Annotated in this window: 19 protein-coding genes and 2 pseudogenes; 15 read left to right on the top strand and 6 right to left on the bottom strand. The window is 64.2% G+C overall.

All coding sequences use genetic code 11. The features are described 5' to 3' along the window. Window positions 1-14 precede the first annotated feature (14 nt). Window positions 15-1,466, bottom strand: a complete 1,452-nt coding sequence (gene ccoN / locus A6A05_RS06360) for a cytochrome-c oxidase, cbb3-type subunit I (protein WP_068498572.1) — start codon at window positions 1,464-1,466, stop codon at window positions 15-17. A 230-nt stretch (window positions 1,467-1,696) separates the two neighbouring features. Between ccoN and A6A05_RS06355 the strand changes: the two genes are divergently transcribed. The 9 genes from A6A05_RS06355 to A6A05_RS21745 all read left to right on the top strand — a co-directional run bounded on the left by A6A05_RS06355 (window position 1,697) and on the right by A6A05_RS21745 (window position 13,950). Next, the gene (locus A6A05_RS06355; RefSeq protein ID WP_068498571.1) at window positions 1,697-2,902 is read left to right on the top strand and encodes a class I SAM-dependent rRNA methyltransferase; all 1,206 of its coding nucleotides are present in this window, start codon (window positions 1,697-1,699) and stop codon (window positions 2,900-2,902) included. An 88-nt stretch (window positions 2,903-2,990) separates the two neighbouring features. Beyond that, a complete protein-coding gene (locus A6A05_RS06350; RefSeq protein WP_068498569.1) occupies window positions 2,991-5,084 on the top strand; it encodes an adenylate/guanylate cyclase domain-containing protein in 2,094 nt (697 codons plus the stop codon). Between the two features lie 9 nt (window positions 5,085-5,093). Beyond that, on the top strand, window positions 5,094-6,122 hold the full coding sequence (gene dctP / locus A6A05_RS06345) for a TRAP transporter substrate-binding protein DctP (protein WP_068498566.1): 1,029 nt from the start codon (window positions 5,094-5,096) through the stop codon (window positions 6,120-6,122). A gap of 200 nt (window positions 6,123-6,322) precedes the next feature. Further along, a complete protein-coding gene (locus A6A05_RS06340) occupies window positions 6,323-7,054 on the top strand; it encodes a DUF6901 family protein (RefSeq protein ID WP_068498617.1) in 732 nt (243 codons plus the stop codon). 72 nt (window positions 7,055-7,126) lie between these two features. Then, window positions 7,127-8,821: a hypothetical protein gene (locus A6A05_RS06335; RefSeq protein ID WP_068498563.1), complete on the top strand. Its 1,695-nt coding sequence runs from the start codon at window positions 7,127-7,129 to the stop codon at window positions 8,819-8,821. A gap of 169 nt (window positions 8,822-8,990) precedes the next feature. Then, window positions 8,991-9,977: a bifunctional riboflavin kinase/FAD synthetase gene (locus tag A6A05_RS06330; protein WP_068498561.1), complete on the top strand. Its 987-nt coding sequence runs from the start codon at window positions 8,991-8,993 to the stop codon at window positions 9,975-9,977. A gap of 17 nt (window positions 9,978-9,994) precedes the next feature. Next, complete coding sequence (gene ileS / locus A6A05_RS06325; protein WP_068498559.1) at window positions 9,995-12,850, top strand: isoleucine--tRNA ligase; 2,856 nt, start codon at window positions 9,995-9,997, stop codon at window positions 12,848-12,850. 5 nt (window positions 12,851-12,855) lie between these two features. Continuing rightward, window positions 12,856-13,359 carry a signal peptidase II gene (gene lspA / locus A6A05_RS06320; protein WP_068498557.1) on the top strand — a complete coding sequence of 168 codons (504 nt, stop codon included), beginning with the start codon at window positions 12,856-12,858 and terminating at the stop codon, window positions 13,357-13,359. A 3-nt stretch (window positions 13,360-13,362) separates the two neighbouring features. Then, complete coding sequence (locus A6A05_RS21745; protein WP_082910743.1) at window positions 13,363-13,950, top strand: DUF3035 domain-containing protein; 588 nt, start codon at window positions 13,363-13,365, stop codon at window positions 13,948-13,950. A 466-nt stretch (window positions 13,951-14,416) separates the two neighbouring features. On the opposite strand, the pseudogene A6A05_RS21740 reads toward A6A05_RS21745, so the two are convergent. Together A6A05_RS21740 and A6A05_RS06295 are read right to left on the bottom strand one after the other, a co-directional pair. Beyond that, a pseudogene (locus A6A05_RS21740) lies at window positions 14,417-15,337 on the bottom strand (methyl-accepting chemotaxis protein); the annotation flags it as partial. A 94-nt stretch (window positions 15,338-15,431) separates the two neighbouring features. Continuing rightward, window positions 15,432-15,860, bottom strand: a complete 429-nt coding sequence (locus A6A05_RS06295) for a cache domain-containing protein (RefSeq protein WP_156520937.1) — start codon at window positions 15,858-15,860, stop codon at window positions 15,432-15,434. Between the two features lie 717 nt (window positions 15,861-16,577). On the opposite strand from A6A05_RS06295, the gene A6A05_RS06285 reads away from it, so the two are divergent. The 5 genes from A6A05_RS06285 to A6A05_RS06265 all read left to right on the top strand — a co-directional run bounded on the left by A6A05_RS06285 (window position 16,578) and on the right by A6A05_RS06265 (window position 20,437). Further along, on the top strand, window positions 16,578-16,916 hold the full coding sequence (locus tag A6A05_RS06285) for a hypothetical protein (RefSeq protein ID WP_156520936.1): 339 nt from the start codon (window positions 16,578-16,580) through the stop codon (window positions 16,914-16,916). A gap of 370 nt (window positions 16,917-17,286) precedes the next feature. Beyond that, window positions 17,287-17,526, top strand: coding sequence for a hypothetical protein (locus tag A6A05_RS06280; RefSeq protein ID WP_156520935.1), 240 nt, complete (start codon window positions 17,287-17,289; stop codon window positions 17,524-17,526). Then, window positions 17,523-19,424 (top strand): Eco57I restriction-modification methylase domain-containing protein, encoded by a 1,902-nt coding sequence (locus tag A6A05_RS06275; protein WP_425411937.1) that lies wholly within the window; start codon window positions 17,523-17,525, stop codon window positions 19,422-19,424. The genes A6A05_RS06280 and A6A05_RS06275 overlap by 4 nt, the downstream gene beginning before the upstream one ends. 367 nt (window positions 19,425-19,791) lie before the next feature. Continuing rightward, window positions 19,792-20,043, top strand: a complete 252-nt coding sequence (locus A6A05_RS20715) for an AbrB/MazE/SpoVT family DNA-binding domain-containing protein (RefSeq protein ID WP_156520934.1) — start codon at window positions 19,792-19,794, stop codon at window positions 20,041-20,043. Next, a complete protein-coding gene (locus A6A05_RS06265) occupies window positions 20,036-20,437 on the top strand; it encodes a type II toxin-antitoxin system VapC family toxin (protein ID WP_068498536.1) in 402 nt (133 codons plus the stop codon). Before A6A05_RS20715 ends, A6A05_RS06265 begins: the two co-directional genes overlap by 8 nt. A gap of 108 nt (window positions 20,438-20,545) precedes the next feature. Here A6A05_RS06265 and A6A05_RS06260 read toward each other — a convergent pair. Both A6A05_RS06260 and A6A05_RS06255 read right to left on the bottom strand, forming a co-directional pair. Further along, a pseudogene (locus tag A6A05_RS06260) lies at window positions 20,546-21,319 on the bottom strand (transposase family protein); the annotation flags it as partial. A gap of 16 nt (window positions 21,320-21,335) precedes the next feature. Continuing rightward, window positions 21,336-21,893, bottom strand: coding sequence for a recombinase family protein (locus A6A05_RS06255; protein WP_068498535.1), 558 nt, complete (start codon window positions 21,891-21,893; stop codon window positions 21,336-21,338). Between the two features lie 109 nt (window positions 21,894-22,002). Here A6A05_RS06255 and A6A05_RS06250 point away from each other — a divergent pair, with 109 nt between their 5' ends. After that, on the top strand, window positions 22,003-22,218 hold the full coding sequence (locus A6A05_RS06250; protein ID WP_068498533.1) for a hypothetical protein: 216 nt from the start codon (window positions 22,003-22,005) through the stop codon (window positions 22,216-22,218). A gap of 64 nt (window positions 22,219-22,282) precedes the next feature. Here A6A05_RS06250 and A6A05_RS06245 read toward each other — a convergent pair whose 3' ends face one another. Continuing rightward, complete coding sequence (locus A6A05_RS06245; protein ID WP_068498531.1) at window positions 22,283-22,831, bottom strand: recombinase family protein; 549 nt, start codon at window positions 22,829-22,831, stop codon at window positions 22,283-22,285. Window positions 22,832-23,625 lie beyond the last annotated feature (794 nt).

Genomic DNA, 23,625 nt, shown 5'->3' with positions numbered 1-23,625 from the left:
TGCCGTTCCTCCCCTTAGCGAGCGCCGGCGGTGGAGGGCTGCATGGCCTCGTCGGCCACGTCACCCTTGATGGTCTTAACGAAGTTATAGACCATCACCAGCGCACCCAGGACGAACAGCAGGCCGCCCAGAGCACGGATCACGTAATAGGGGTGCATGGCTTCCACGGTCTCGATGAACGAGTACTGCAGGAAACCAAGGTTGTCGTACGCACGCCACATCAGACCCTGCATGATGCCGGAAATCCACATGGCGGTGATGTACAGCACGATACCGATCGTGGCGACCCAGAAGTGCACACCCACCAGCTTCAGCGAGTAGACTTCCTTACGGCCCCACAGCTTCGGAACCAGGTAGTACAGGGCACCGAACGACACGAAGGCAACCCAACCCAAGGCACCCGAGTGCACGTGGCCGACGGTCCAGTCGGTGTAGTGCGACAGCGAGTTCACCGCCTTGATCGACATCATCGGACCTTCGAAGGTCGACATGCCGTAGAAGGCCACCGACGACACCAGGAAGCGCATGACCGGATCGGTCCTAAGCTTGTCCCAGGCGCCCGACAGGGTCATCAGGCCGTTGATCATGCCACCCCACGACGGCATCCACAGCATCACCGAGAAGGTGGCACCCAGGGTCTGGGCCCAATCCGGCAGGGCGGTGTAATGCAGATGGTGCGGGCCGGCCCAAATGTACAGGAAGATCAGCGCCCAGAAGTGCACGATCGACAGACGGTACGAATAGACCGGACGCTCGGCGCGCTTGGGCACGAAATAGTACATGATGCCCAGGAAGCCGGCGGTCAGGAAGAAGCCCACCGCGTTATGGCCGTACCACCACTGGGTCATGGCGTTCTGGACGCCACCGAACAGGTTGTACGACTTCATCCACGAGCCACCGAACAGACCGGCCGGAACGGCCAGGTTGTTGCCCAGGTGCAGCATGGCGACGGTCAGGATCATCGAGAAGAAGAACCAGTTCGCCACGTAGATGTGGGGTTCCTTACGCTTCATGATGGTGCCGGCGAACGCGATCAGGTAGGCCACCCAGATCACGGTCAGCCACAGGTCGATCCACCATTCCGGCTCGGCGTATTCCTGGCCCTGGCTGAAGCCCAGCACATAGGTCAGGGCGGCCACGACGATCAGCGCCTGGAAGTTGAAGAAGATGAAGTTGCCGAGACCGGTGCCGCCGAACATTTCGGCGCGGCAGGTCCGCTGAACCACATACAACGAGGTGGAGAAAAGAATATTGCCGCCGAAGGCGAAGATCACGGCGGAGGTGTGAACGGGACGCAGACGACCGAAGGTGGTCCACTCCAGGTCCATGTTCAGGGCGGGGAAGGCCAGCTGCCAGGCGATGAAATCGCCAGCCAGAAAGCCCACCACACCCCAGAAAATCGCCGCAAGGACGAACTTCTTCACCACGTCTTCGCAATAGCGCGTGGCGTCGGTGTTGGTGCTCATGCCGAACTCCTGTTTCGACCGGAAAAGGGTCAACCCGAAGCGCCTACCGGCCCATGCGAAACGTTCCCCCGCCGCACGACCCGGTCGGTTAGACTTTGCCTCGAGTGGGCGCACTATGACCAGATGAACAAGGAACGCCATTGATCCATATCAAAATCGCTTAAAAATTAAGGTCTCCGCCGCAGTTTTTCTGCCTTTCCTGGATTCATTCCGCTCGTTAGAGTGGGGCCATGCCCGCCTCATCCCCCGACACGCCCGCCACCCGCCCGGTGATTCGCTTCGCCAAGGGCCGGTCGCGGCGCTTCCGCGCCGGCCACCCGTGGATCTTCTCGAACGAAATCGAGATGACCCCCGAAGCCAAGTCCTTGCCGCCCGGCAGCCTGGTCACCATCCAGGATGCCGGCGATGAGAAACTGGCGGTGGCCACCTTCAACCCCCATTCGCTGATCGCCGCCCGAGCGTTGTCGCGCGACTGGACGGAAACGGTCGATGCCGCCTTCCTGGCCCGCCGCCTGCGGGCCGCGCTCGGCTTGCGCGACACCTTGTTTCCTTCGCCCCATTACCGGCTGATCCATTCCGAGGCGGACGGACTGCCCGGTCTGGTTCTCGACCGCTATGGCGACGTGCTGGTGGCCCAGGTCAACAGCGCCGGCATGGAAGCCCTGACGCCCCTGCTGCTCGATGCCCTGACCGAGGTGCTGGCGCCCACCGCCATCGTGCTGAAGAACGACAGCCCGGTGCGCGGCCTGGAAGGCCTGGCCCTCGAGCACCGCGTCGCCCTGGGCGCCATCGACGGCCCGGTCGAGTTGATCGAGAACGGCTGCCGCTTCCTGGCCGACCTGGATGGCGGCCAGAAGACCGGCTGGTTCTACGACCAGCGCGACAACCGGGCCTTCGCGGCAGGGCTGTCCAAGGGCCGGCGTATGCTGGACGTCTATACCTATGCCGGCGGCTTCGCCGTGCAGGCGGCGATGGCCGGAGCCACCGAAATCGTCGCCATCGATCGGTCGGAACATTCGCTGGAGCTGGCGGCCCGCTCGGCCGAGCTGAACGGTGCCCGCGTCACCTGGGTCCGGGCCGAGGCCTTCGCCGAGATGGCCCGCCTGCACAGCGCCGGCGAGCGGTTCGGCATGGTGGTGGTCGACCCGCCGGCCTTCGTCAAGTCCAAGAAGGACCTGCAGGCGGCCTCGAAGGGCTATCGCAAGATGGTTCGCCTGGCCGCCCCGCTGGTCGAGCCCGGCGGCTTCCTGCTGGCCGCCTCGTGCTCGCATCACATGCCGTTGGACCTGTTCACCGACGAGATCGCCCACGGCCTGTCACAGGCCGGCCGGACCGGGCGGATCCTGCGCCGCTCGGGCGCGGGCGCCGACCATCCGCTGCATCCGATGGTGCCGGAAAGCGCCTATCTCAAGGCGGTGACCCTGCAATTGGATTAGTTTGCCGGGTTGATCTTCGCCGATCAGGCGACTACCCTGCCCCGCGCCTATGCACAAAGGCATAGGGCGGCGGCGCGGGAGGCGCACCATGGAAAAGTCCAGAGTACGCCTGCGAATCGGCATCGCGGTGACCTTTCTGGTCGTCGTCGTCCCGCTGACGGTGGCGATGGTCGGCTTTCTCTATCGCCAAAACGCGATGCTGGCCCGTCAGATGGCGGTCCAGGCCATGCAATTGGCCGAGCGTGAGGTCAAGATCACCGTCACCGCCCTGTTCGGCAACCTGGCGGCGGCGGTGCAGATGTCGGTGGCAGCCGGCCAGGCGGCCCAGGACGGGCTGCACCGGCCGGAATCCTTGCGGCCGCTGTTCGAGCAATTGCAGCGCATCCCCCAGGCCTACAGCCTGTATTACGGCCTGCACGGCGACGGCGCCTTCCACCAGATCGTCCGCCTCAGCCCCGAGATGACCAAGTTCGGCCCAGCCGGGGCCAAGCCGCCGGCCGACGCCAAATGGGTGATGCGGGTCATCGATTCCTCGTCGGGCGAGCGGCGCGACACCTATCTGTACCTCAGCACCTGGGGCAAGGTGCTCAAGATTGAGCGCGCCAACGCCACTTACGACCCGCGCGAGCGGCCGTGGTACGTCGCGGCGATGCCCGATGACCAAGTGGTCAGTTCCGGCGCCTATGTCTTCAGCGGCACCGGCCGGCCCGGGCTGACCCTGTCGAAGCGCCTGACCACCGAGGACGGCACCCGCGTCGGCGTGTTCGGCGCCGACCTGTCGATCGATTCGCTGTCGGCCTTCCTGCGCGAACGCAGCATCGGCCTGGGCGGCACCACCTTCATCCTGGACGAGGATTTGCGGCTGATCGGCTATCCCTATGCCGACCGCATCGCCATGCAGAGAAACGGGCGCCTGACCCTGGTGCACGGCTCTGAAGTGGACGATCCGGTGGTGTCGGTGGCGGTCGAGGCCTATCGCGGCGGCAGCCAAAGCTTCACCGTCCAATCCAAGGAGGACGGCAGCACCTGGCTGGCCAGCCTGAGCCCGTTCCCCGACCAGTTCGGCCGCAAGTGGGTGATCGGCGTGGTCGCCCCCGAGGATGTCTTCGTCGGACCTTTGCGTCAGGCCAGCATGGCCATCTTAGGGATCGGCACCGCCTTCGTCCTGATCGCCACCATTGCCATCGTGTGGCTGTCGCGCCTGCTGGTCCGGCCGATCCACGCCTTGATCGAGGAAACCGACCGCATCCGCCGGTTGGAACTGGACGCGCCGGTCGCCACCAGCTCGCCGATCCTGGAAATCGACGCCCTGGCCAACGCGGTCGACACCATGAAGGCCGGCCTGTCCAGCTTCGGCCGCTATGTGCCCAAGGGGCTGGTCGAAGACATCGTGCGCTCGGGCATCGGCACCACCATCGGCGGCCAGCGCCGGCCGTTGACGGTGATGTTCTCGGACCTGCAAGGCTTCACCGCCGCCACCGAATCCATGGACCCGGAAGCGGTGCTGCCGTGGCTGTCCGACTATTTCGACCGGATGTCGAAGGCCATCCATGCCAATCGCGGCACCATCGACAAGTATATCGGCGACGCGGTGATGGCGATGTGGAACGCGCCGCTGGACGATCCCGACCATGTGATCAACGCCTGCCGGGCGATGCTGGCCTGCCGGGATGGCATCCACCAGGACCAGGCCGGTCCGGCCCTGGTCACCCGCATGGGCCTGCATACCGGGATCGCCATGGTCGGCAATGTCGGCTCGTCGGACCGCATGCAATACACCGCCCTGGGGGCGATGGTGAACCTGGCCTCGCGCATCGAAAGCCTGAACAAGCAACTGGGCACCGAGTTGCTGGTCACCGACGCTGTGGCGCAGGCGGTGGCGGGCCGCTTCCTGCTGCGCCCGTTCGGGCCGGTGGTGGTGGCCGGCGCCTCGATCCCCATCGCCGTCCACGAACTGGTGGACCAGGCCGGAGCCGACCACCCGCATCTGGCGGCGTGGAACCGGGCCTTCGCCGCCTATGAATCCCGCGATTGGGCCGCCGCCATCGACGGCTTCGCCGCCTTCACCGAATCACACCCCGCCGACAAGGCGGGCCATCTGTTGCTGGCCAACGCCCGGCACTTCCAAGCCGAGGGCTGCCCCGCCGACTGGGACGGCGCCCTGCGGTTCACCAGCAAATAGGAGACGTCGATGACATTGGCCCGCGCGCTCCTGTTGATCCTGGCGGCCCTGCTGGCCCGGCCCGACCATGCCGGCGCCGCCGCCGTGCAGATCCTTCTGGGCCATCCGCAGCAGCATCTGCCCAAGTCGGACCCGGTGGCTGCCACCGCCGATTTCTTCCGCGCCGAGGTCAAGCGCCTGTCGGCCGGCCGCATCGCCGTCGAGATCCTGTCCGACGGCCTGGTCGGCGGCAATCGCGACATGACCGGCCTGGTCGGCAAGGGAACCCTGCACGCCGCCATGACCACCATCGGCGGCGTCTCGCCCCTGCATCCGCCGATCCAAGTCCTTTACCTGCCGTTTGCCTTCGACAGCATCGCCCAGGCCCGGCGGGTGCTGGACGGCTCGTTCGGCCGGGCCTTGGCCGCCGACATGGCCGCCACCACCAAGATGCGCCTGTTGGGCTTCGTCGATCCGGGCGGCTTTCACATCCTGACCAACCTGGATCGCGACATCCGCGTGCCCGACGACATGTGGGGCCTGAACGTCCGCGCCATCCCCGGCTTCAAGCCGCTCGAGGCGATGATCCGTGCCGCCGGCGCGCGGCCGATGCGGGTGTCGTCGCGCGAAGAGATGATCGCCCTGGCCACCGGGGCGGTCGATGGCCAAATGAGTCCGGCCATCACCGTCGTTTCGCGCAATTTCGACACGGTCCAGGGCTATGCCACCCTGACCAACCATCTGTACGCCCCGCTGGTCTTCCTGTTCCACGGCCCGACGCTTGATGCCTTGGCGCCCGAGGACCAGGCATTGGTGCGCCAGGCGGCGACGGCCGCCATCGCCCACGGCCGGGCCACCGCCGACCGCCTGGAACGGTCCGAGCGCGGCCTGATGGGCTTACGCAAGCGCATGATGGTGCGCACCCCGACGCCCGAGGAACAGGCCGCCTTCCGCGCCGTCTTCCGCCCGCCGGTGGAAGAGGCGATCCTTGAGGCGCTGGGCGACCAGGGCGAAAAATGGGTGGGGATGTTTAACCAGGCCATTCGCAGCGGCCGCTAGGGCGAAGGAAGTAGGCGAACGACGCGTAAGTATAGGCCCTCGGGTTGCCACCCGAGGCCCTTGGGGTTGCTACCCGACATCCTTCCGAGTGATTGTCGCCCGGCCTTGCCGTCCCTATGATTCATTCAATCGAACTCGTTGCAATATTTGACGATATTGTGACCAAGGAAGGCGCACGTCGAAAGGCGGCGAACGGGACCATGGCTCACATCGACAGTACGAACGCCAGCCTGGCCTTATCGGCGGCAAGAACCATCCGCTACACCTTCTTCACCGCCGGCCAGCCCGACATCGCCATCACTCTGCGTTTCGACGCCAAGACCCACCGCCTGGAACTGCCGCCCGACGCGCCCAAGCCCGAATGGGCCCGGCTTTCCTGCAACAAGTGCCCCAACTGCCAGCTGGCCGAGACCGAGCAATGGTGCCCGGCCGCCCTGGGCCTGGCCACCATCTTGCCGGATTTCGCCGGCCGGGTGTCGCACGAGCGTTCGGTGGTCGAGGTCGGCACCGCCAACCGCACGGTGGTCACCAAGACCACCCTGCAGCAGGGTCTGGCCTCGCTGATGGGGCTGATCTGCGCCACCTCGGGCTGCCCGCAAACCAAGTTCCTGCGGCCGATGGCCCGCTTCCACCTGCCGTTTGCCGACGAGCAGGAGACCTTGTTCCGGTCCTTCGCCACCTGGCTGCTGGCCGAGCATGTCCGCAACCACCTGGCCGGCATCGACGCCAAGGCCTCGCTGGAAGGCCTCAAGCACCGCTACGAGGAGATGAGCGTGGTCAATTCCAGCCTGGCCGAGCGGCTGCGCACGGTGGCGACCCGCGACGCGGTGCTGAACGCGGTGATCATCCTGGATCTGTTCGCCCAGATCGCCCCGGCCAACATCGACGGCGATTTCGAGGACATCCTGACGGCACTAGAGGTAGAGGACTGACCCGGCCATTAACCGATTCTTATCCGCAAACCCGGCTAGATACCAGAGTAACGCACAATCCGGGGGACCAGGGTGGCGTCGGGGCGCGAGAATTTCGAAGTTCAGGTACTGAAGGAAGGCCGCTGGGTCACCGAGTCCGCTCGGGACAAGGAAGAAGACGCCCGCGCCCTGGCCAAGAAGTTCCTGTCCGACAAGTCCTGCGCCGGCGCGCGGGTCATGCGCAACTGGTTGAACCGCGACGGCTCGATGAACGAGACCGTATTGTTCGAGCAGACCCAGTCGCCCAAGGGCGAATCCGTCGTCCGCATCAACCCCATCGAGTCCGCTCCGGCCATCTGCGAACGCCCGCGCGACTATTTCGGCCTGGAAAGCCGGATGGCGATGAATCGCATCTTCCGCACCTATCTGGAACAGGTGTTCCTGACGCCGACGGAATTGCTGCACAACGCCAAGGAACTGAGCCGCATCCGCGAGAAGGACAGCCTGGTGCCGTCGGCGGTCGATCTGGTGGCGACGCTGCAGACCAAGGGCACCGAGATCCCGACCAAGCAGCGCCGCGACGATATCTTCGCCGCCCTGGACCAGATCTACGCCCAGGCCCGGCGTGCCGACGGACTGAAGCTGCCGCAGATCGGCGAGCGCTTTTCCGACCTGTTCGAGGACCTGGCCGGCAAGGGCGAGGATGGGCCGGAATATCTGGCCATGGTGGTGCTGTCGCGCGACCTGATCGGGCGGCGCAACTGGGTGGGCAAGCTGGACCAATTGTGCCGCCTGGCCCTGGGCGAGCCCAACCGGCAGGCCGGCCTGCTGCTCGACACCGTCATCGCCGACGTGCTGGGTGCCAACATCATCCAGGAAATCCTGGGCTGGCAGCCGGCGCTGGGCTCGGCCATCGTGGCGATGCTGGACCTGGCCGACGGCAAGTTCGATTGCTCGAAAAGCGAGGCCCAGGACACCACCGAGAAGCTGAACAAATTGTTCGGCCAGGGCCGCCTGCCCGGCAGCCGCCACGTCATGATCGAGCGGGCCATGCGCCAGCTCAAATCCTCGAACCCGCTGTCGCGCAACGACCCGGGCAAGGAGATGGAGGAATACCAGAAGGTGCTGGTGCGGCTGTTGTCGCCCGGCGGCCTGCTGGCCGGGGCCGAGGCCGCCGAGGCCCTGACCGTGCGCGGCACCCGCTTTGTCGAGCAAGGCGGCGCCACCGGCCGGCGCGCCGCCATCACCAACACCGTCCACGCTTTGCCCGACAAGGCCACCGGCGTCATGTACCTGGCCGAGCTGAGCAAGACCGGCTTCGCCGACGAGCATCTGGCCGACATCGTCAAGCAGCTGGATCTGGTCTTTTCCGCCCGCGTCATCGGCGAGCTGACCCGGCGGACCAATTCGCCCAAGGAACGGCTGCAGACCGCCACCAACGCCTTCAATGCCGCGTTGTCGTCGGCGCTGCCCGACGAGGTCAAGAAGAAGGTCACCGCCCATATCGACGGCGTGCTGGAACGCTTCCTGGTCGATGAGAACGTCATCGAGAAGCTGGACCACCCGACCGATCACATCCGCGACCGCGCCGTGCGCCTGGTCAAATTCGCCGGCGCCGGCGTGCTGCCCGAGGGCAAGGCGCTGGCCCGGGCGCGCGAGCGCATCATCAAGCTGTTGCGCATGCCCAATTTCGACGCCCGCTTCGTCGAAGGCATCAGTGACCCCGAAAAGCAGCAAAAGGCCCTGCGCGACTTCCACCAGCTGCTGGTCAAGGCCGGGTTCGGCTGATGCCTCCAACCTGAACCACGACACCCTTGCGAGCATTGAGCGAGCGGCCAGGGGCGCGGATGCGCCCGCCCGGCGAGGGGCGATCATATCGCGCCGCGCTTGCGTAGAAGGCCGGCATCGGATACCCCTTACCGTCCCTGATTTTCAGTAGCGAGCCGGCGGCGGCACCATGCGTTTGATCAGACATTGCGGCGAACTGACCTCCGACCTGTCCGGGGCGGTGGTGGCGCTTGGCAATTTCGATGGCGTCCATCGCGGTCACCAGGCGGTGATCCTGGCCGCCAAGCGCATCGCCACCGAACTGGGCGCGCCCCATGGGGTGATGACCTTCGAGCCGCATCCGCGCGCCTTCTTCAATCCGGCCCAGGCCTCGTTCCGCCTGACGCCGTTTCGCGTCAAGTCCCGCCTGATCGAGGCCTTGGGCATCGATCTATTGTTCCAGCAGCATTTCGACGCCGACTTCGCCAATCTTTCGGCCCAGGCCTTCATCGACGACATCCTGGGCCATTGCCTGAACGTCCGCCATGTGGTGGTCGGCTATGATTACGTGTTCGGCAAGGGCCGCCAGGGCACCGGCGCCCTGCTGCAGAAGATGGCCGACGAGGGCCGCTTCGGCTTCACCTCGGTCCCGCCGGAAGTGGCCCCTTCGGGCGAGACCTATTCCTCGACGGCGGTGCGCACCCATCTGGTCGAGGCCCGCCCCACCGACGCCGCCCGCCTGCTGGGCCATTACTGGGAAATCGAAGGCCGCGTCGAACATGGCGACGCCCGCGGCCGCACCATCGGCTTTCCCACCGCCAACCTGCATCTGGGCGAGTATCAGCCGCCGGCCGCCGGGGTCTATTCGGTCAGGGCCGGCATCGACAAGGGGGCGACCACCCTGTGGCGCGACGGAATCGCCAATTTCGGCCGCCGCCCGACCGTCGATGGCGGGCCGCCGGTGCTGGAAGTCCACCTGTTCGATCATTCCGAGGATCTGTACGGCCGCCATCTACGGGTCGCCCTGATCGATTTCATCCGCCCCGAACGCCGCTTCGACGGCCTGGATTCCTTGAAGGCCCAGATCGCCGCCGATGCCCTTCAGGCCCGCGCCATGCTGGCCCTGCGCCATTTCCCCGAAAGCCCCGGCCCGCTGGTGCCGGTGGCCGAACCATAAGCCCCCCGAGCACCGCCATGAGCGTCGATATCAAAGCCACCGTCTTCCTGCCCAAGACCGACTTCCCGATGAAGGCCGGCCTGCCCGAGCTCGAGCCCAAGCTGCTGGCGCGGTGGGAAAGGATCGGCCTGTTCGCGCGTCAGCGCGACGCCGGCCAGGGCAAGCCCAAATTCACGCTGCATGACGGCCCGCCCTACGCCAATGGCCACCTGCATATCGGCCACGCGCTCAACAAGATCTTGAAGGACGTCATCAACCGCACCCAGTCCATGCTGGGCAAGGACGCCCATTACGTCCCGGGCTGGGACTGCCACGGCCTGCCGATCGAATGGAAGATCGAGGAAAAGTACCGCGAGGCCGGCCAGGACAAGGATCAGGTGCCGGTGGTGCAGTTCCGCGAGGAATGCCGCCAGTTCGCGCGCCAGTGGATCGACATCCAGCGCGAGGAATTCAAGCGTCTGGGCGTGGGCGGCGACTGGAATCATCCCTATACCACCATGACCAACCGGGCCGAGGCCACCATCGCCCGCGAGTTGGGCAAGGTGCTGCTGGACGGGTCCTTGTACAAGGGCGCCAAGCCGGTGATGTGGTCGGTGGTGGAAAAGACCGCCCTGGCCGAGGCCGAGGTCGAGTATCACGACCATACCAGCACCACCATCTGGGTCGGCTTCCCGGTCGAGACCAGCCCCAGGACCGAACTGGTGGGTGCCAAGGTGGTGATCTGGACCACCACGCCGTGGACCATGCCGGGCAACCGCGCCGTCGCCTACGGCGCCGACATCGATTACGTGCTGGTCAAGCCGCAGGGCTTCGCCGCCGATGCCGGCCCGCATGCCTTTGAAGGCGTGCGCATGCTGGTGGCCCAGCCGCTGTTGGAACAGGTTCAGAAGGATGCCGGCTTCGCGTCCTATGAGATCCTGGGCAGCTACAAGGGCGCTGACCTGGCCGGCACCATCTGCCGCCATCCGCTTCGCAATCATCCGCAGGCCGCCGGCGGCTATGATTTCACTGTCCCGCTGCTGGAAGGCGATTTCGTCACCACCGATACCGGCACCGGCTTCGTCCACATCGCGCCGGGCCATGGCGAGGACGACTTCCATCTGGGCCGGGCCAACAACATTGCCGTGCCCGACACCGTGCAGCCCGACGGCACCTATTACCCGTCGGTGGCGATCTTCGCAGGCCAGGCCGTGCTGGCCCAGGGCAAGAACGGCAAGTATTACAGCCCGGTCGCCAAGCCGGTGATCGAGGCGATGAAGGCCTGCGGTGCCCTGCTGGCTTCGGGCAAGGTCGAGCATTCCTATCCGCATTCCTGGCGATCCAAGGCGCCCTTGATCTTTCGCACCACGCCGCAATGGTTCGTGTCGATGGAAACCACCTCCTTGCGCGCCAAGGCGCTGGCCGCCATCGACGACACCCGCTTCGTGCCGGCGCAAGGGCGGAACCGTATCGGCTCGATGATCGAAAGCCGGCCCGATTGGTGCCTGTCGCGCCAGCGCGCCTGGGGCGTGCCGATCACCGTGTTCGTCGATAAAAGGACCGGCCAGCCCCTGCGCGACGGGGCCGTGATGGACCGTATCGTCGCCGCCTTCGAGACCGATGGGTCGGACGCCTGGTACACCTCGAAGCCCGAGCGCTTCCTGGGCGAAGGCCGCGACCCGGCCGATTACGAGCAGGTGTTCGACATCCTGGATGTGTGGTTCGATTCCGGCTGCACCCACGCCTTCGTGCTGGAAGGCGATGAATGGCCGGGTCTGGCCTGGCCGGCGTCCTTGTACCTGGAAGGCTCGGACCAGCATCGCGGCTGGTTCCATTCCTCGCTGCTGGAAAGCTGCGCCACCCGCGGCCGCGCCCCCTATGATTCGGTGCTGACCCACGGCTTCGTCCTGGACGAGGACGGCCGCAAGATGAGCAAGTCGCTGGGCAACGTCGTCAGCCCGCAGGACGTGGTCGGCACCCAAGGCGCCGACATCCTGCGCCTGTGGGTGGTGGGGTCCGACTATTCCGACGATCTGCGCATCGGCCCGGAAATCCTGAAGACCCAGGTCGATATCTATCGCCGGCTCAGGAATACCCTGCGCTATCTGCTGGGCGCGCTCGACGGCTTCACAGATGCCGAGAAGCTGGCGCCCGACCAGATGCCCGAGCTGGAACGCTGGGTGCTGCACCGCCTGACCGAGCTGGATGCCGGGCTGAAGGTCGCCTGCGACGACTTCACCTTCCATGGCTGGTTCACCGAGCTGCACAATTTCTGCGCCGTCGATCTGTCTGCCTTCTATTTCGACATCAGGAAGGACGCGCTGTACTGCGACCGACCCGATTCCCTGCGCCGCCGCGCCGCCCGCACGGTTTTCGACATCGTGCTGGATTCCTTGTGCAAGTGGCTGGCCCCGTTCGCCTGCTTCACGGCGGAAGAAGCCTGGCTGGCCCGCCATCCGTCGGAAGACGGCTCGGTCCATCTGGAAACCTTCCCCGACATCCCGGCCGGCTGGGCCGACCCGGACCTGGCCGCCAAGTGGGAAAAGATCCGCCTGGTGCGCCGCGTCGTTACCGGCGCCCTGGAAGTGGAACGCGCTGCCAAGCGCATCGGCTCCAGCCTGCAGGCCAACCCGGTCCTTTATGTCGAGGGCGCCCTGGCCGCCGCCATCGAGGGCCAGGACATGGCCGAGCTTGCCATCACCTCAGGGATGCTGGTGGTCGAGGGCGAGGCCCCGGCCGAGGCGTTCCGCCTGCCCGACATCGACGGTGTCGGCGTGGTGTCGCGCCCGTCGGACGGCGACAAGTGCCAGCGCTGCTGGAAGGTGCTGCCCGAGGTCGGCCACCAAGCCCACGCCGGAATCTGCGCCCGCTGCGCCGAAGCGGTGGCGGGCTGACGGCCATGCTGCGACGCGGATTGGGCCTGGCGGCCATCATCATCATCCTCGACCAATTGTCCAAATACTGGATCGTCGAGCGGGTGATGCGGCCCGAGGGGGTGACCGACACCCCCTTCTTCAGCCCGGTCCGTGTCGAGATCCTGCCGATCTTCGACCTGGTGATGGCGTGGAATCGCGGCGTGTCGTTCGGCATCTTCAACAATGGCGGCGACTGGAACTGGCTGGCTTTGTCGGTGCTGTCGGTGGCCATCTCGGCCGGCCTGGTGGTGTGGCTGAAAAAGGCCGAGAACGCGCTGGTCGCCCTGGCGCTGGGCGCCATCATCGGCGGCGCGCTGGGCAATGTCATCGACCGGCTGCGCTGGGGCGCGGTCGCCGACTTCCTGGACGTCCATGTCGCCGGCTATCATTGGCCGGCCTTCAATGTCGCCGATTCGGCCATCAGCGTCGGCGCCGTGCTGTTGATATTGGATTCCTTGTTCACACGCCGGAACTCGGATAAGAATTAGGCCATGACGATGCTCGCCCTCTTCCGCCGCCCCCTGCCCGCCCTGCTGACCTGCGGGGTGATGGTCGTTCTGCTGTCCGGCTGCGACAGCGTCAAGCGAAGCATGGGCTTCGAGAAATCGGTCCCCGACGAGTTCCAGGTGGTCGAACGCGCCCCCCTGGCGATGCCGCCCGACTTCGCCCTGCGCCCGCCGTCGCCCGGCGCCGTGCGCCCGCAGGAAGGCAACACCCGCGACCAGGCCCGCCAGGCTTTGCTGGGCAACGCCCGCCAGGTCACCCCGGTTTCCACCCAAGGTCGCACTCAGGGCGACGTCGCCCTGCTGAAGAAGGCTGGGGCGGAAAACATCCAGCCCAACATCCGCATGCTGATCAACAAGGAAACCCAGTCGATCGCCGAGGCCGACAAGAGCTTCGCCGACAAGGTCGTGTTCTGGCAAAAGCCGGCCGGCCCCGGCTTCGGCGAACAGCTGGACGCCACCAAGGAAGCCCAGCGCCTGCGCGAGAACCAGGCGCTCGGTCGCTCGACCCTGGAAGGCGACACCCCGCGCATCGGACGGCGCAAGAAGGGCGTGCTGGAAGGCATTTTCGACTGATCCCACCGGCCGGTATGCCCGGCTTGCACGGCTGACGCCCGGCCCAAGCCGGGCCGGCCCCGGTTCCCGCGTGGCGCGGACCGAGCTGCTGGCCCGTTCGATCCATCGACCGGTGAAGGATATCACCGGATTCATGCTTCAATTGGCCGACACCGTATCGAAGAACGTCGCCGACCTGTCGAAATCGTCGGCGCAGACCTGTGCCGGAATCGTGCGGGTGATCCGGAGCGCCCGCAGCCTGGCCGATCCGGCCGACGGCCTGAGCGGTGAGACCGACCGCACCTGACGCCGTGGCGTCAGGTGCGGTTTTTGTCGCGATGGTTCGACCTGGTGAATGCAGACGGGCCAGGAAGTCCTCGGTCTCACCGGTCAGGCTATCGACGGTCTGGGCCAGTGCCTTGGCGCTCCACATCACCCGAATGGTCCCGGCGCAGGTCTTGGCAGAGGTCCGCGCCAGCAAGCCGACAGAATTGGACACCACGTCGGCCTGACGGGCCACCTCACCGACATGCCCGGCGATCTCGCGGGTCGAGGCATCCTGTTGCTGCACCGCGCCAGCGATGGTCGATGAAACGCCGTCGAGGGTCTGGACGACCGTGACGACGTCGGCAATGCTGTCGGCCATCACCTTGGCGGAATCCTGGATTTCGGCGACCTGCCGGGCGATGTCCCCGGTGGCGCTGGCGGTCTGGTCGGCCAGATGCTTGACCTCGTCGGCGACGACGGCGAAGCCCTTGCCCGCTTCGCCCGCACGGGCGGCTTCAATCGTGGCGTTCAAGGCCAGCATGCGGGTCTGGGCGGCGATCCCCTGAATCAGACCGACCACATGGCCGATGGCCTGAACCGCCGCCGTCAGTCCCTCCATGCGGTTGGCGGTCTCGCTGACCTCGCTGACCGCCTTGCGGGTGATGTCGTTGGCGGCGCTGACCTGCTGAGCGATTTCATCGACGGCGAGTGGTAATTGGCTGGTCGCCTCCGACACGATGCCGGCCCGTTCGCTGGTGATACGAGCCGCCTCGCCCATCTCCAGCGACAGGCTGCCGCTACGCTGCGAGCGCTCGGACATTCCCAGCGCCGTGGTGCTGATCGCACCGGTGGCGCGATCGACCTCCTCGACGCGTGAGCGAACCCCCTGGGCGTGCTCGGCGGCGGCGTTGCCGCGTTCGGCCCGGGCCTGATCCTCGATCTCCCGCGACCGCTGGCTTTCCGCCTCGATCGCCAGCTTGTCGATGGCATTGCGCTTGAACACTTCCACCGCGCGGGCCATTTCACCGACCTCGTCGGTGCGTGCCGTCGAGGGCACCGCCACGTCCAGGTCACCATCGGCCAAGCGGTGCATCACCGCGGTAATGCCCAGCAGCGGCGCCGAGATGCCGCGGGCCAGCACCCAGGCCACCGCCAACCCCGCCACCAGCGACACCAATGCAATCGCCCCGGCGATCAGGCGGGCCTTGCCGTACTGGGCGACATAGTCGGAGGCATCAAGGATGATTTCCACCGCCGCCACCGGCTTGCCGGAATAATCGATCACTCATGCGAAACGACGACAAATCGTCGCCGAACTTGCCGGGCATGTGGATCCGCAGAAGCGATCGGGCCGGCGCGGTATGGAATTGGAACTGATCGACCCCGACCTTTTCCTTCAACGTGGCGAAGCCGGGGGCGAACATTTGGGTCAGACGCTCGCGGTTGCCGGCGGCGAAGGCCTGCTGGACCTCGGGCACGGTCGCCACCAGCCAGGCCATGCCGGCACCGGTGTCGGCCGCGGTGGCCACCGCGGCGGTGAAGGCGTCGTTGACGCCCTCCAGTTCGCGGGTCTCCGCCCGCATGATGGTCGAAGAAATCTGATGCAGCAGCAGCGGCACCACCGCCGCCACCACCAAGCCCAGCGTCGCGGCAAAACTTGCCACCAATCTCCGCGAAGGAAAGCATCATGGCGAATTCGCCCCCTCCGAACGGCCCCAGCAAGACAGGCAACCCGTCTGGCCCTGGTCGCGGCAACAACCCGCCCAAGGGAAAGTAAGGAACAACAAAGGCCGGTCTTATGACCGGCCTTTGGCGCATGTGGGCGATAGGTTCCTGAACTTCGACAGAAACGCTGTGTCGGACTTCTTGTATTCCTTATAGGAAATTTCCTTCATCGTTGCCTCAAGCGTACACAGGCACCGCTCTTGTTTGGCAAGATAGGTGTCCCGCGATAGAAGGCTGCCCGAGCCGTCGATGCAGGCCCTTGCGAGTTCATACTCAACCCGGATGGGATAGCGGTCATCTGGGCCGGAGACTACCCAGTTGAAGCCCAGGGCACACACTGTCCCCACAAGAATGCCCTTTCCATACGAGGAACCCTTTGGCTTTCCCTCGTTTTCTGGCTTAGGTGGCGTGGCTTGCGTGTCAGAGGACATGGCACATCCGTTCCACTTCGCCCCGCCGCCAATACAGGCTGACAGCCGTGTTGCCGATCAACAGTCGCCCAAGACCTTCATCAAGCGCGGGCATCCCCTTCTCCTCCACCTTTGCGCGGCTAGGCATATTGCCACCAGTACGCGAATGAGGCGAGGGGAATGGAACCGCAGTGCCTTGCATGATCCCGGCCTACCGTTGTCGTAGTACAGCAACGGAGACCCCCCATGGGAGATTTTGAAGGCAAGTTGATGGGCTGGCTCTCGGCCCTGTGGCCCGCAATCCAGGCGGTGATGGATGCTATCGCCACGATGTTCCGCCGCTTGGTCCTGGGCATGTTCGGCGGCGTCGCCAAGGAAGATGCCGCCGCCGACAAGGCCCGGCAGCAGGCGCCCGACGCCCCGGAGGCGCGACCGGACGCCGAGTTGGAGGAATGGCAGGTGGTGGCCGATGATCGGCGCGAGGCCGAGGCAGCGCCCGAGCCACGCGGCGAAAGCGGCTCCGATGGCAGCCCGCCCCCCGACGCGGACCCCGAGGCCCCGACCGGGCCGGGGAGGCGCCCATGAGCCGGGAGCCGTGGGTGACGCCGGGAGGCGTCGCCTTCGCCCGCGACCTAGCCACGCTAGCCGAGGCGTTGGGCGATAGCGATTCGGCCGCTGTGTTCAGGGCGTTGGCGATCGATCTAGGAGGGGTCCAGGGGCTTGCCCCGGCCGATGCCTATGGAGATAACCCGCAGGGGCATCGCAATAGGCGTAGTCGGTCGCTACCGCTATTCGAATCCTCCCTTTTCTGCCCCGATGATGCCCCCCTCTCTACGCAGCAGCCTGCGCCCGCTCCGGGGATATCGGATGGATGGGATGCTCTTCGCTGTTCCAATGGCAACATTCCCGCCCTCCACATCCGCTATTCCGGCGAACAGGATTGAGGGCGGCGACCATGAGCGGTTTTCAGTTCGCGCACCTCGAAACCTACGCCCGTAAGCCCAAGGATGGCAGGGGCACAGGTTTCATTTTTGGCGAGGCGGCAAGGCGTCCAGAGGCATCGGTGCATGTCGAGACGCCATCCCAACCTGTCGTCGTCTACGGCCAAACCGTCGAGGCCGTCGAACGCCTCCACGATGAGCGCGCGACGGCAGCCAAGACGGCAACGAAGGCAGGTAGGACAAGGACACGCTGACTCTGCTACTCGACACCGTTTGGGGCTTCGATCTCAATCCGCTGGCGGTGCAGGCGTCCCGCGTCAATTTCCTGATCGCCATCGCCGATCTGATCGCCGCGAGCAAATCCGAGGTCGAATTGCCGGTGTTGCTGGCCGACGCGGTTTACTCCCCGGCGCGTTCCCCAGATGCGGACGAGGATGTGGTTGAATACCGGATCGGCAGCACCCAATCCGATCTCAAGGTGCTGATCCCGGCAGACCTCGCCTTCAACCGGGCGCGTCTTGACCGGGTGTTTGCCGTCATGGCCGATTGCGTGGAGGCCGAGGACACCTACAGCAAGGTGGAGAAAGCCCTTGTCAAGAAAGGGGCGTTGACTGCCTCTGAAGCGGGCAATTGGAAAGAACCTTTGGCGGAAACCTATGAGCAGGTGCTGAACCTGCACAAGAAGGACTGGAACGGTATCTGGTTCCGCATTGTCAGGAACTTCTTCTGGTCAGCCGTTGCCGGGCGGTTCGACGTTGTGGTGGGAAATCCCCCGTGGGTCCGCTGGTCAAGCCTCCCGGAACACTACCGGGAAAAGATCAAGCCCACTTGCCAGCAATACGCCATTTTCTCGGAAACGCCTTTTCACGGCGGCAACGAACTCGATATCTCGGGAATGATCACCTACACGGTCGGCGACAAGTGGCTGAAGGATGGCGGCACGTTGGTATTCGTCATCACCCAGACCCACTTTCAAAGCCCGTCGTCCCAGGGGTTCCGAAGCTTCAAAATCAACAAGGAAGCCAATTTCCTCCCCGTCGCGGTTGACGACCTCAAGAACCTCAAGCCTTTCCCGAAGGTCGCCAACAAGACCGCGATCATGCGGTTGGAGAAGGTCGGCAAGAAGAAGCCGAAGTATCCCGTATCCTACCGGGTTTGGGAAAAGGCGGATGGCTACAGTGCCACCATCCCCGAGGACGCCGACAAGGGCACCGTCCTCGGTCGGGTCTCGATCTTGAATTGGGAAGCAACCCCGGTAGACGGCGGTAACTCTCCTTGGGCCATCTTGCCCATAGGGCGATTTGCGGCCATGTCAGCGATCCAGGGGCAGAGCGATTGGCTCGCTGGCCGAAAAGGCGTCACGTGCGATCTCAACGGGGTGCTGCTGGTCAATATCCTCGATGTGCATCCGACCGACGGGCTGGTGCAAATTCGAACCCGCCCGGAAGCGGGACGGACGGACATCGGCCCGGCTAGGACTTATTGGGTCGAACCCGATCTGCTCTATCCGCTGCTGAAAGGGGCTGCAGATTTCTCGGCCTGCCATGTCCATGTTCAGGACGATCTCTATGTGTTCGTCCCGAACACGGGCATCAACCGCGCCGATTATGAAGCCGCCGAGGCCGTGGTAGACGATCTGCCGAAGACAAAGACGTATTTCCGCGCCTACCGGAAGCAATTGCTCGCAAGATCGACATACAAGCAGCGCCAGAGCGGTGCGCCGGAATACGTCATCTATAATGTCGGCGCTTACACGTTCGCTCCATGTAAAGTGGTCTGGGCCGAACTTTCCAAGACCTTCGAGGCTGCGGTGGTAACCAGCGCCGAAATGCCCAACGGTGGTAAGCGAGTGTTCGTTCCCGACCACAAAATCTACTTCGCCGACTTCACCGACGAAACCGAAGCGCATTACGTCTGCGCCCTATTGAACTCGTCACTTGTCCGGGAATACGTGCAAAGTCACACCATCCAAATCCAGGTCTCCAATATCTTCAAGCACCTGAGCCTTCCTGAATTCGATTCGAAGAACGGAGACCATAAGAAGCTGGCAAAGATATGCAAGGACGCCCACGGTGCCAAGACCGAGGAGAAAAGGTCGAATTTATTGGCTGCCATGGACAAAATTTCGGAACGCCTTCTTAGAACCAATTAACTTGGACAGGTTTTCTCCACAGGAACTGCCGTAGCTGCCCACCACCTCATGACGGTGCCAACGACGGCAACGATCCGACGGACCATCCTCCTCGCTCGGCTCGGTCGCCTCCATGCCAGCATATCCATCTGGCGCGCCCGGAAAGCCGCCTGGCGGCCTTGTCGACCGGATCTCCCTTGTTTCACGGTCGATACCCGGTAGTACGCGACGCATTTCATGCCCGAAACCCCGATATATAAAACTCTCTAATGTCCGTTAGCGGGTTTTATATCATGAAAATATGGGCACGAGCGACTGCCATCACAGGCATTGAGACCAGTTGGCGGAAGTGGCATAATGATAAAAATGACATTATAGGTATGATGATATGAACGAGATGCACGTCACCATGGCGGCCAATGGTCGTATCGTTGTTCCGTCACAGGTTCGTTCGAGCCTTGGTATGGAAAAGGGCGGTGGCTTTGTGATGACAGTGGATGAGAGAGGTACAATCCATCTCGAACCACTGCGCAATATTATCGCCCGTGTCCAGGATGAAGTAAGGGGCTACATCCCCGACGATGTCGATCTGGCTGACGAACTGTCGGTCGACCGTCGGCAGGAAGCGGCCCATGAGTAAAATCGTCCTCGACGCCTCGGCTCTGCTGGCCCTCATTCATCGAGAGCCAGGGCAGGAGATTGTCGCTGACGCTGTGGTCGAGTCCGTCATCTCTGCTGTCAATTTGGCCGAGGTCATCGGCAAGCTGGCTGAACGTGGAGTACCTCTCGATCGAGCGGAAGCAATCGCACTGTCCTTCGGCATCGAAGTCGTCTCACTGGACGCGGGGCTTGCCGCGAGGGCAGGTCAACTACGTCCGAGCACCCGATCTGCTGGCCTGTCACTGGGCGACCGTTGTTGCCTGGCCACAGCAATGGCATTGGGGCTGCCGGCGCTGACCGCCGAGGCAGCCTGGGAGCCGCTGGCCGATATCCTGGGCGTTGATGTTCGGAATATCAGGCCACGGGGACATTGAGCAGAGATAAATTTCAAGGCGCTTTGAAGGCCGTCTCAATCCCTACATGCGGGTGAGTTCTTGTTTTGTGCGACATTAGCGTACAAGGTATGCACTTTCGTTAGGTGACCCCAGGCAGTCCATGACACGCTGGAACACGCGGCTTCGAACGATCGGGCCATTGTCCATGTAGATGGTGCCGGGGATGCCCTGGAAGGGCGAACCGTCGTCACCCTTGGTGGCCATGGCGTTGTAGAGGAACCGCAGGGCCGATTCCGCGTCTTCGCCGTAGACACACCGATACTCTTGGTATGCGACGCCGCTGCGGTCATCGACGACGCTGTACAGCATCAGTGTCGGGTTGCCGCGCCCCGGTTCGATCCACAACGGCGCCGTGACTTGCTTGAGGTCGGACGGGCTGAGGTCGAATTGCCACATTTCATTGCTGCGCTTGGCTTGGAAGCGCACGGCGGCCGGTTCCCTGGTCATTCGAACGTGATCGTAGCCCCACTCACGCAGGTATCGGTTGACGGTGGTGCGCGACAGCATACCGGCCTGCGGCTGCACCAGGCCATCGGGCGTCTCGACGCCGTATTCCTCCATGAGTTGGATCGCGCGGGCGGTCGAGAGATGATGCCCCTTCTTGTTGGTGGTGCGGATTTTCAGGGCGGCGACGATCTCGCAGTAGCGTTCCATCTCGGCCGCCGGCACCTTCCGGGGCTTGCCTCGATCAGCGCGGCGCACCGACTTTGGCCGGACAAGTTGACGAAGCTGCCGGTACAGGGTGGCGCGCGACACGCCATAGAGCGTGGCGGCGCTCTCCATCGTCGCCTTGCGGTCGGGATGGCGGGCCGGCAGCACGTCCAGCCGACGGCGCAGGTTGATCAGCGCCTCGGTCGGGATGCTGCCGTGCCCGCCTTTAGCCATTGGCTTCGGCCACGTAGCTGTACAAGGTGGGCTTGGAGATGCCCATGAGGCGGCAGATTTCCACCACGGTGTGCTTTTTCTCCGTGTAAAGCTGGACGGCGAGCCGCCGTTTCTCCGGATCAAGCTGCTTGCGGCGCCCGCCAACGCGGCCTCGCGCACGGGCGGCGGCTAGACCGGCGGCGGTGCGATCGCGGACAAGGTTGCGCTCGAATTCCGCCAGGGCGCCGAAGAGGTGGAACACCAGCCGGCCGCCGCTCGACGTGGTGTCAATCGCCTCCTGGAGGCTGCGCAGTCCGACGCCCTTGGCCTCCAGGGTCTCCACCAGCCGGATGAGGTCCTTCCGCGAGCGGCCGAGCCGATCCAACCGCCACACCACCAGCGTGTCTCCGGCGCGGGCAACCTCCAGCGCGGTGTTCAGGCCAGGCCGGTCGGCCTTGGCCCCGCTCTTGCGGTCCTCGTAGGTCTTCTCGCAGCCGGCGGTGAGGAGCGCGTCGTGCTGGAGGTGGAGGTTTTGGTCATCGGTCGAGACGCGGGCATAGCCGATCAGCACGGCGGCACCTCATCAATGGCAACAAACCCGTCCATGCGCGGGCGACGTTGACGATGATAACTTGACCGAATTTCTTTACCACGATTCCGGCGGCCAAGCGTACTGACCGATGGTATCGGCCAAGGGGCAAGAAAACGGACGTTTTCTTGCCTACCGCGAGACTCACTACCTGCGACAATCCATTCACCGAAAGCGTCGACGAAAATCCCCGGCAAGCAGCTGCTGGCACGTCCGCGCCAACGTCCTGCTGGTGACGGCTGAAGCGGGCATCATCGGCGGCATCGGTTTCATGGTGACCGTCGCCATGACCCACCATCCAAGCTGATTACCCGGATCAACCAGCTACGTCGGGAACTGGGTGGGGAGGTTCGATGAAAGGACTTTCCCCATCACGGCTTTTCCAGCGCCCGGTATACCGAAGTCCGGGCGATACCCAGGGTCGTGGCGATGGCGGCGGCGCCCATGCCTTCGTCCTTGAGGCGCCGAATTTCGGTCGGGTCGATGGAGCGCGGACGACCACGGTACTTTTCGGGGTGGTCGCGTTTCGTACGGGCAATGCCTTCGATCTGGCGCTCGCGGCGAAGCTGCGTTTCGAAATTCGCGAAGACCCCAAGGAGGTTGATGGTCAATTCCCCGTAGATCGATGTGGTGTCGAAGGGCTGTTCGGTCGCGACCAGATCGGCGCCCTTGCTCTTGAGCAGCCGCACGATGTCGAGCAGGTCACCAAGGCTGCGACTGACGCGATCTATCCGGGTCACACACAGGACATCGTTTTGACGGATGAATTCCAACAAGGCTTCCAATTCGTGGCGCCCCTGGCGGCTGGTACCGCTGACCTTCTCGCTGCGGATGACCTCGCACCCGGCAGCCTTAAGGGCTTCGATTTGCACGGTGAGGTCTTGCGAATTGGAACTGACCCTGGCGTAGCCGAATTTCATGGTGATGTCCCCTCCGGGTCTAAGACCCAAAGAGTTGGCCGCAACATAAGCCCGGATACAACCCTAATGGAGCAATAAAAGCCGGGCGTGGCCGAGTTGCAACAGGGTGTACTTAAATGGTGCTGACCTTCGTCCAAAACCCGCCAACGGTTTTCGACTGCGTATAAATATAGTCATGCCGAGGCAGCACCTCGGTACCAAGAGGGTTCTATCGAAGAACAGTGGTTACCGGGACGCATGACCGGCACGATGAGAGCGCATCCTCCGCTCGACTGGAAGATCGCTGCTGACACCCAGCGGTTCCCGCCAGACCACAATGGGGACCAAAAGACGGTCGGCACGTGATGAACCACGACGACCACCCAGCATCGGATAGAGCCGTTGGTTCGATGTTGGCACCGGCTATGGCGAGAGCCAGAAGGTCGGAGGTGATGACAGGGTTCGGTAGCCCACCTGTCGGTGATGATGCGTCACCAGCCTCTCCACGGCGTGTCGAGACTCAGATGATGTCCCGATTCCACATTCCTCTCCAAGCGGGGGGGAAGGTGGTGTCTCGATCTAGATGATGATCGACAATTCGAGGGATCGAAGAATGTCCGATGAACCAACGTCGCTCAGGTGACGAGCAACGCGATGTCACCTGTCGCGTTCAATGAAACCTGTCAAAGACCCAGGCCATCAGATTTCCCACGTAGATGCTTATGTGCGCTTAGCCTGTTGCCGTCACCTCCAGATCTGGAGGTGACGGCAAGGCCACGGCGGCGCAGTTTCACCGCCGCCTACAAGGCGGCGTT

This window comes from Magnetospirillum moscoviense (assembly GCF_001650635.1).
Classification (GTDB): Bacteria; Pseudomonadota; Alphaproteobacteria; order Rhodospirillales; family Magnetospirillaceae; genus Magnetospirillum; species Magnetospirillum moscoviense.
The sequence above is the reverse complement of the archived record's forward strand: the minus strand, read 5'-3'. Positions and strand labels throughout refer to the sequence as shown.

Bases quoted from the DNA above. Each gene is read 5' to 3' on its own strand.
- ccoN (WP_068498572.1), bottom strand. From the start codon at position 1,466: ATGAGCACCAACACCGACGCCACGCGCTATTGCGAAGACGTGGTGAAG.
- A6A05_RS06355 (WP_068498571.1), top strand. From the start codon at position 1,697: ATGCCCGCCTCATCCCCCGACACGCCCGCCACCCGCCCGGTGATTCGC.
- A6A05_RS06350 (WP_068498569.1), top strand. From the start codon at position 2,991: ATGGAAAAGTCCAGAGTACGCCTGCGAATCGGCATCGCGGTGACCTTT.
- dctP (WP_068498566.1), top strand. From the start codon at position 5,094: ATGACATTGGCCCGCGCGCTCCTGTTGATCCTGGCGGCCCTGCTGGCC.
- A6A05_RS06340 (WP_068498617.1), top strand. From the start codon at position 6,323: ATGGCTCACATCGACAGTACGAACGCCAGCCTGGCCTTATCGGCGGCA.
- A6A05_RS06330 (WP_068498561.1), top strand. From the start codon at position 8,991: ATGCGTTTGATCAGACATTGCGGCGAACTGACCTCCGACCTGTCCGGG.
- ileS (WP_068498559.1), top strand. From the start codon at position 9,995: ATGAGCGTCGATATCAAAGCCACCGTCTTCCTGCCCAAGACCGACTTC.
- lspA (WP_068498557.1), top strand. From the start codon at position 12,856: ATGCTGCGACGCGGATTGGGCCTGGCGGCCATCATCATCATCCTCGAC.
- A6A05_RS21745 (WP_082910743.1), top strand. From the start codon at position 13,363: ATGACGATGCTCGCCCTCTTCCGCCGCCCCCTGCCCGCCCTGCTGACC.
- A6A05_RS06285 (WP_156520936.1), top strand. From the start codon at position 16,578: ATGGGAGATTTTGAAGGCAAGTTGATGGGCTGGCTCTCGGCCCTGTGG.
- A6A05_RS06280 (WP_156520935.1), top strand. From the start codon at position 17,287: ATGAGCGGTTTTCAGTTCGCGCACCTCGAAACCTACGCCCGTAAGCCC.
- A6A05_RS20715 (WP_156520934.1), top strand. From the start codon at position 19,792: ATGAACGAGATGCACGTCACCATGGCGGCCAATGGTCGTATCGTTGTT.
- A6A05_RS06265 (WP_068498536.1), top strand. From the start codon at position 20,036: ATGAGTAAAATCGTCCTCGACGCCTCGGCTCTGCTGGCCCTCATTCAT.
- A6A05_RS06250 (WP_068498533.1), top strand. From the start codon at position 22,003: ATGGTATCGGCCAAGGGGCAAGAAAACGGACGTTTTCTTGCCTACCGC.
- A6A05_RS06245 (WP_068498531.1), bottom strand. From the start codon at position 22,831: ATGAAATTCGGCTACGCCAGGGTCAGTTCCAATTCGCAAGACCTCACC.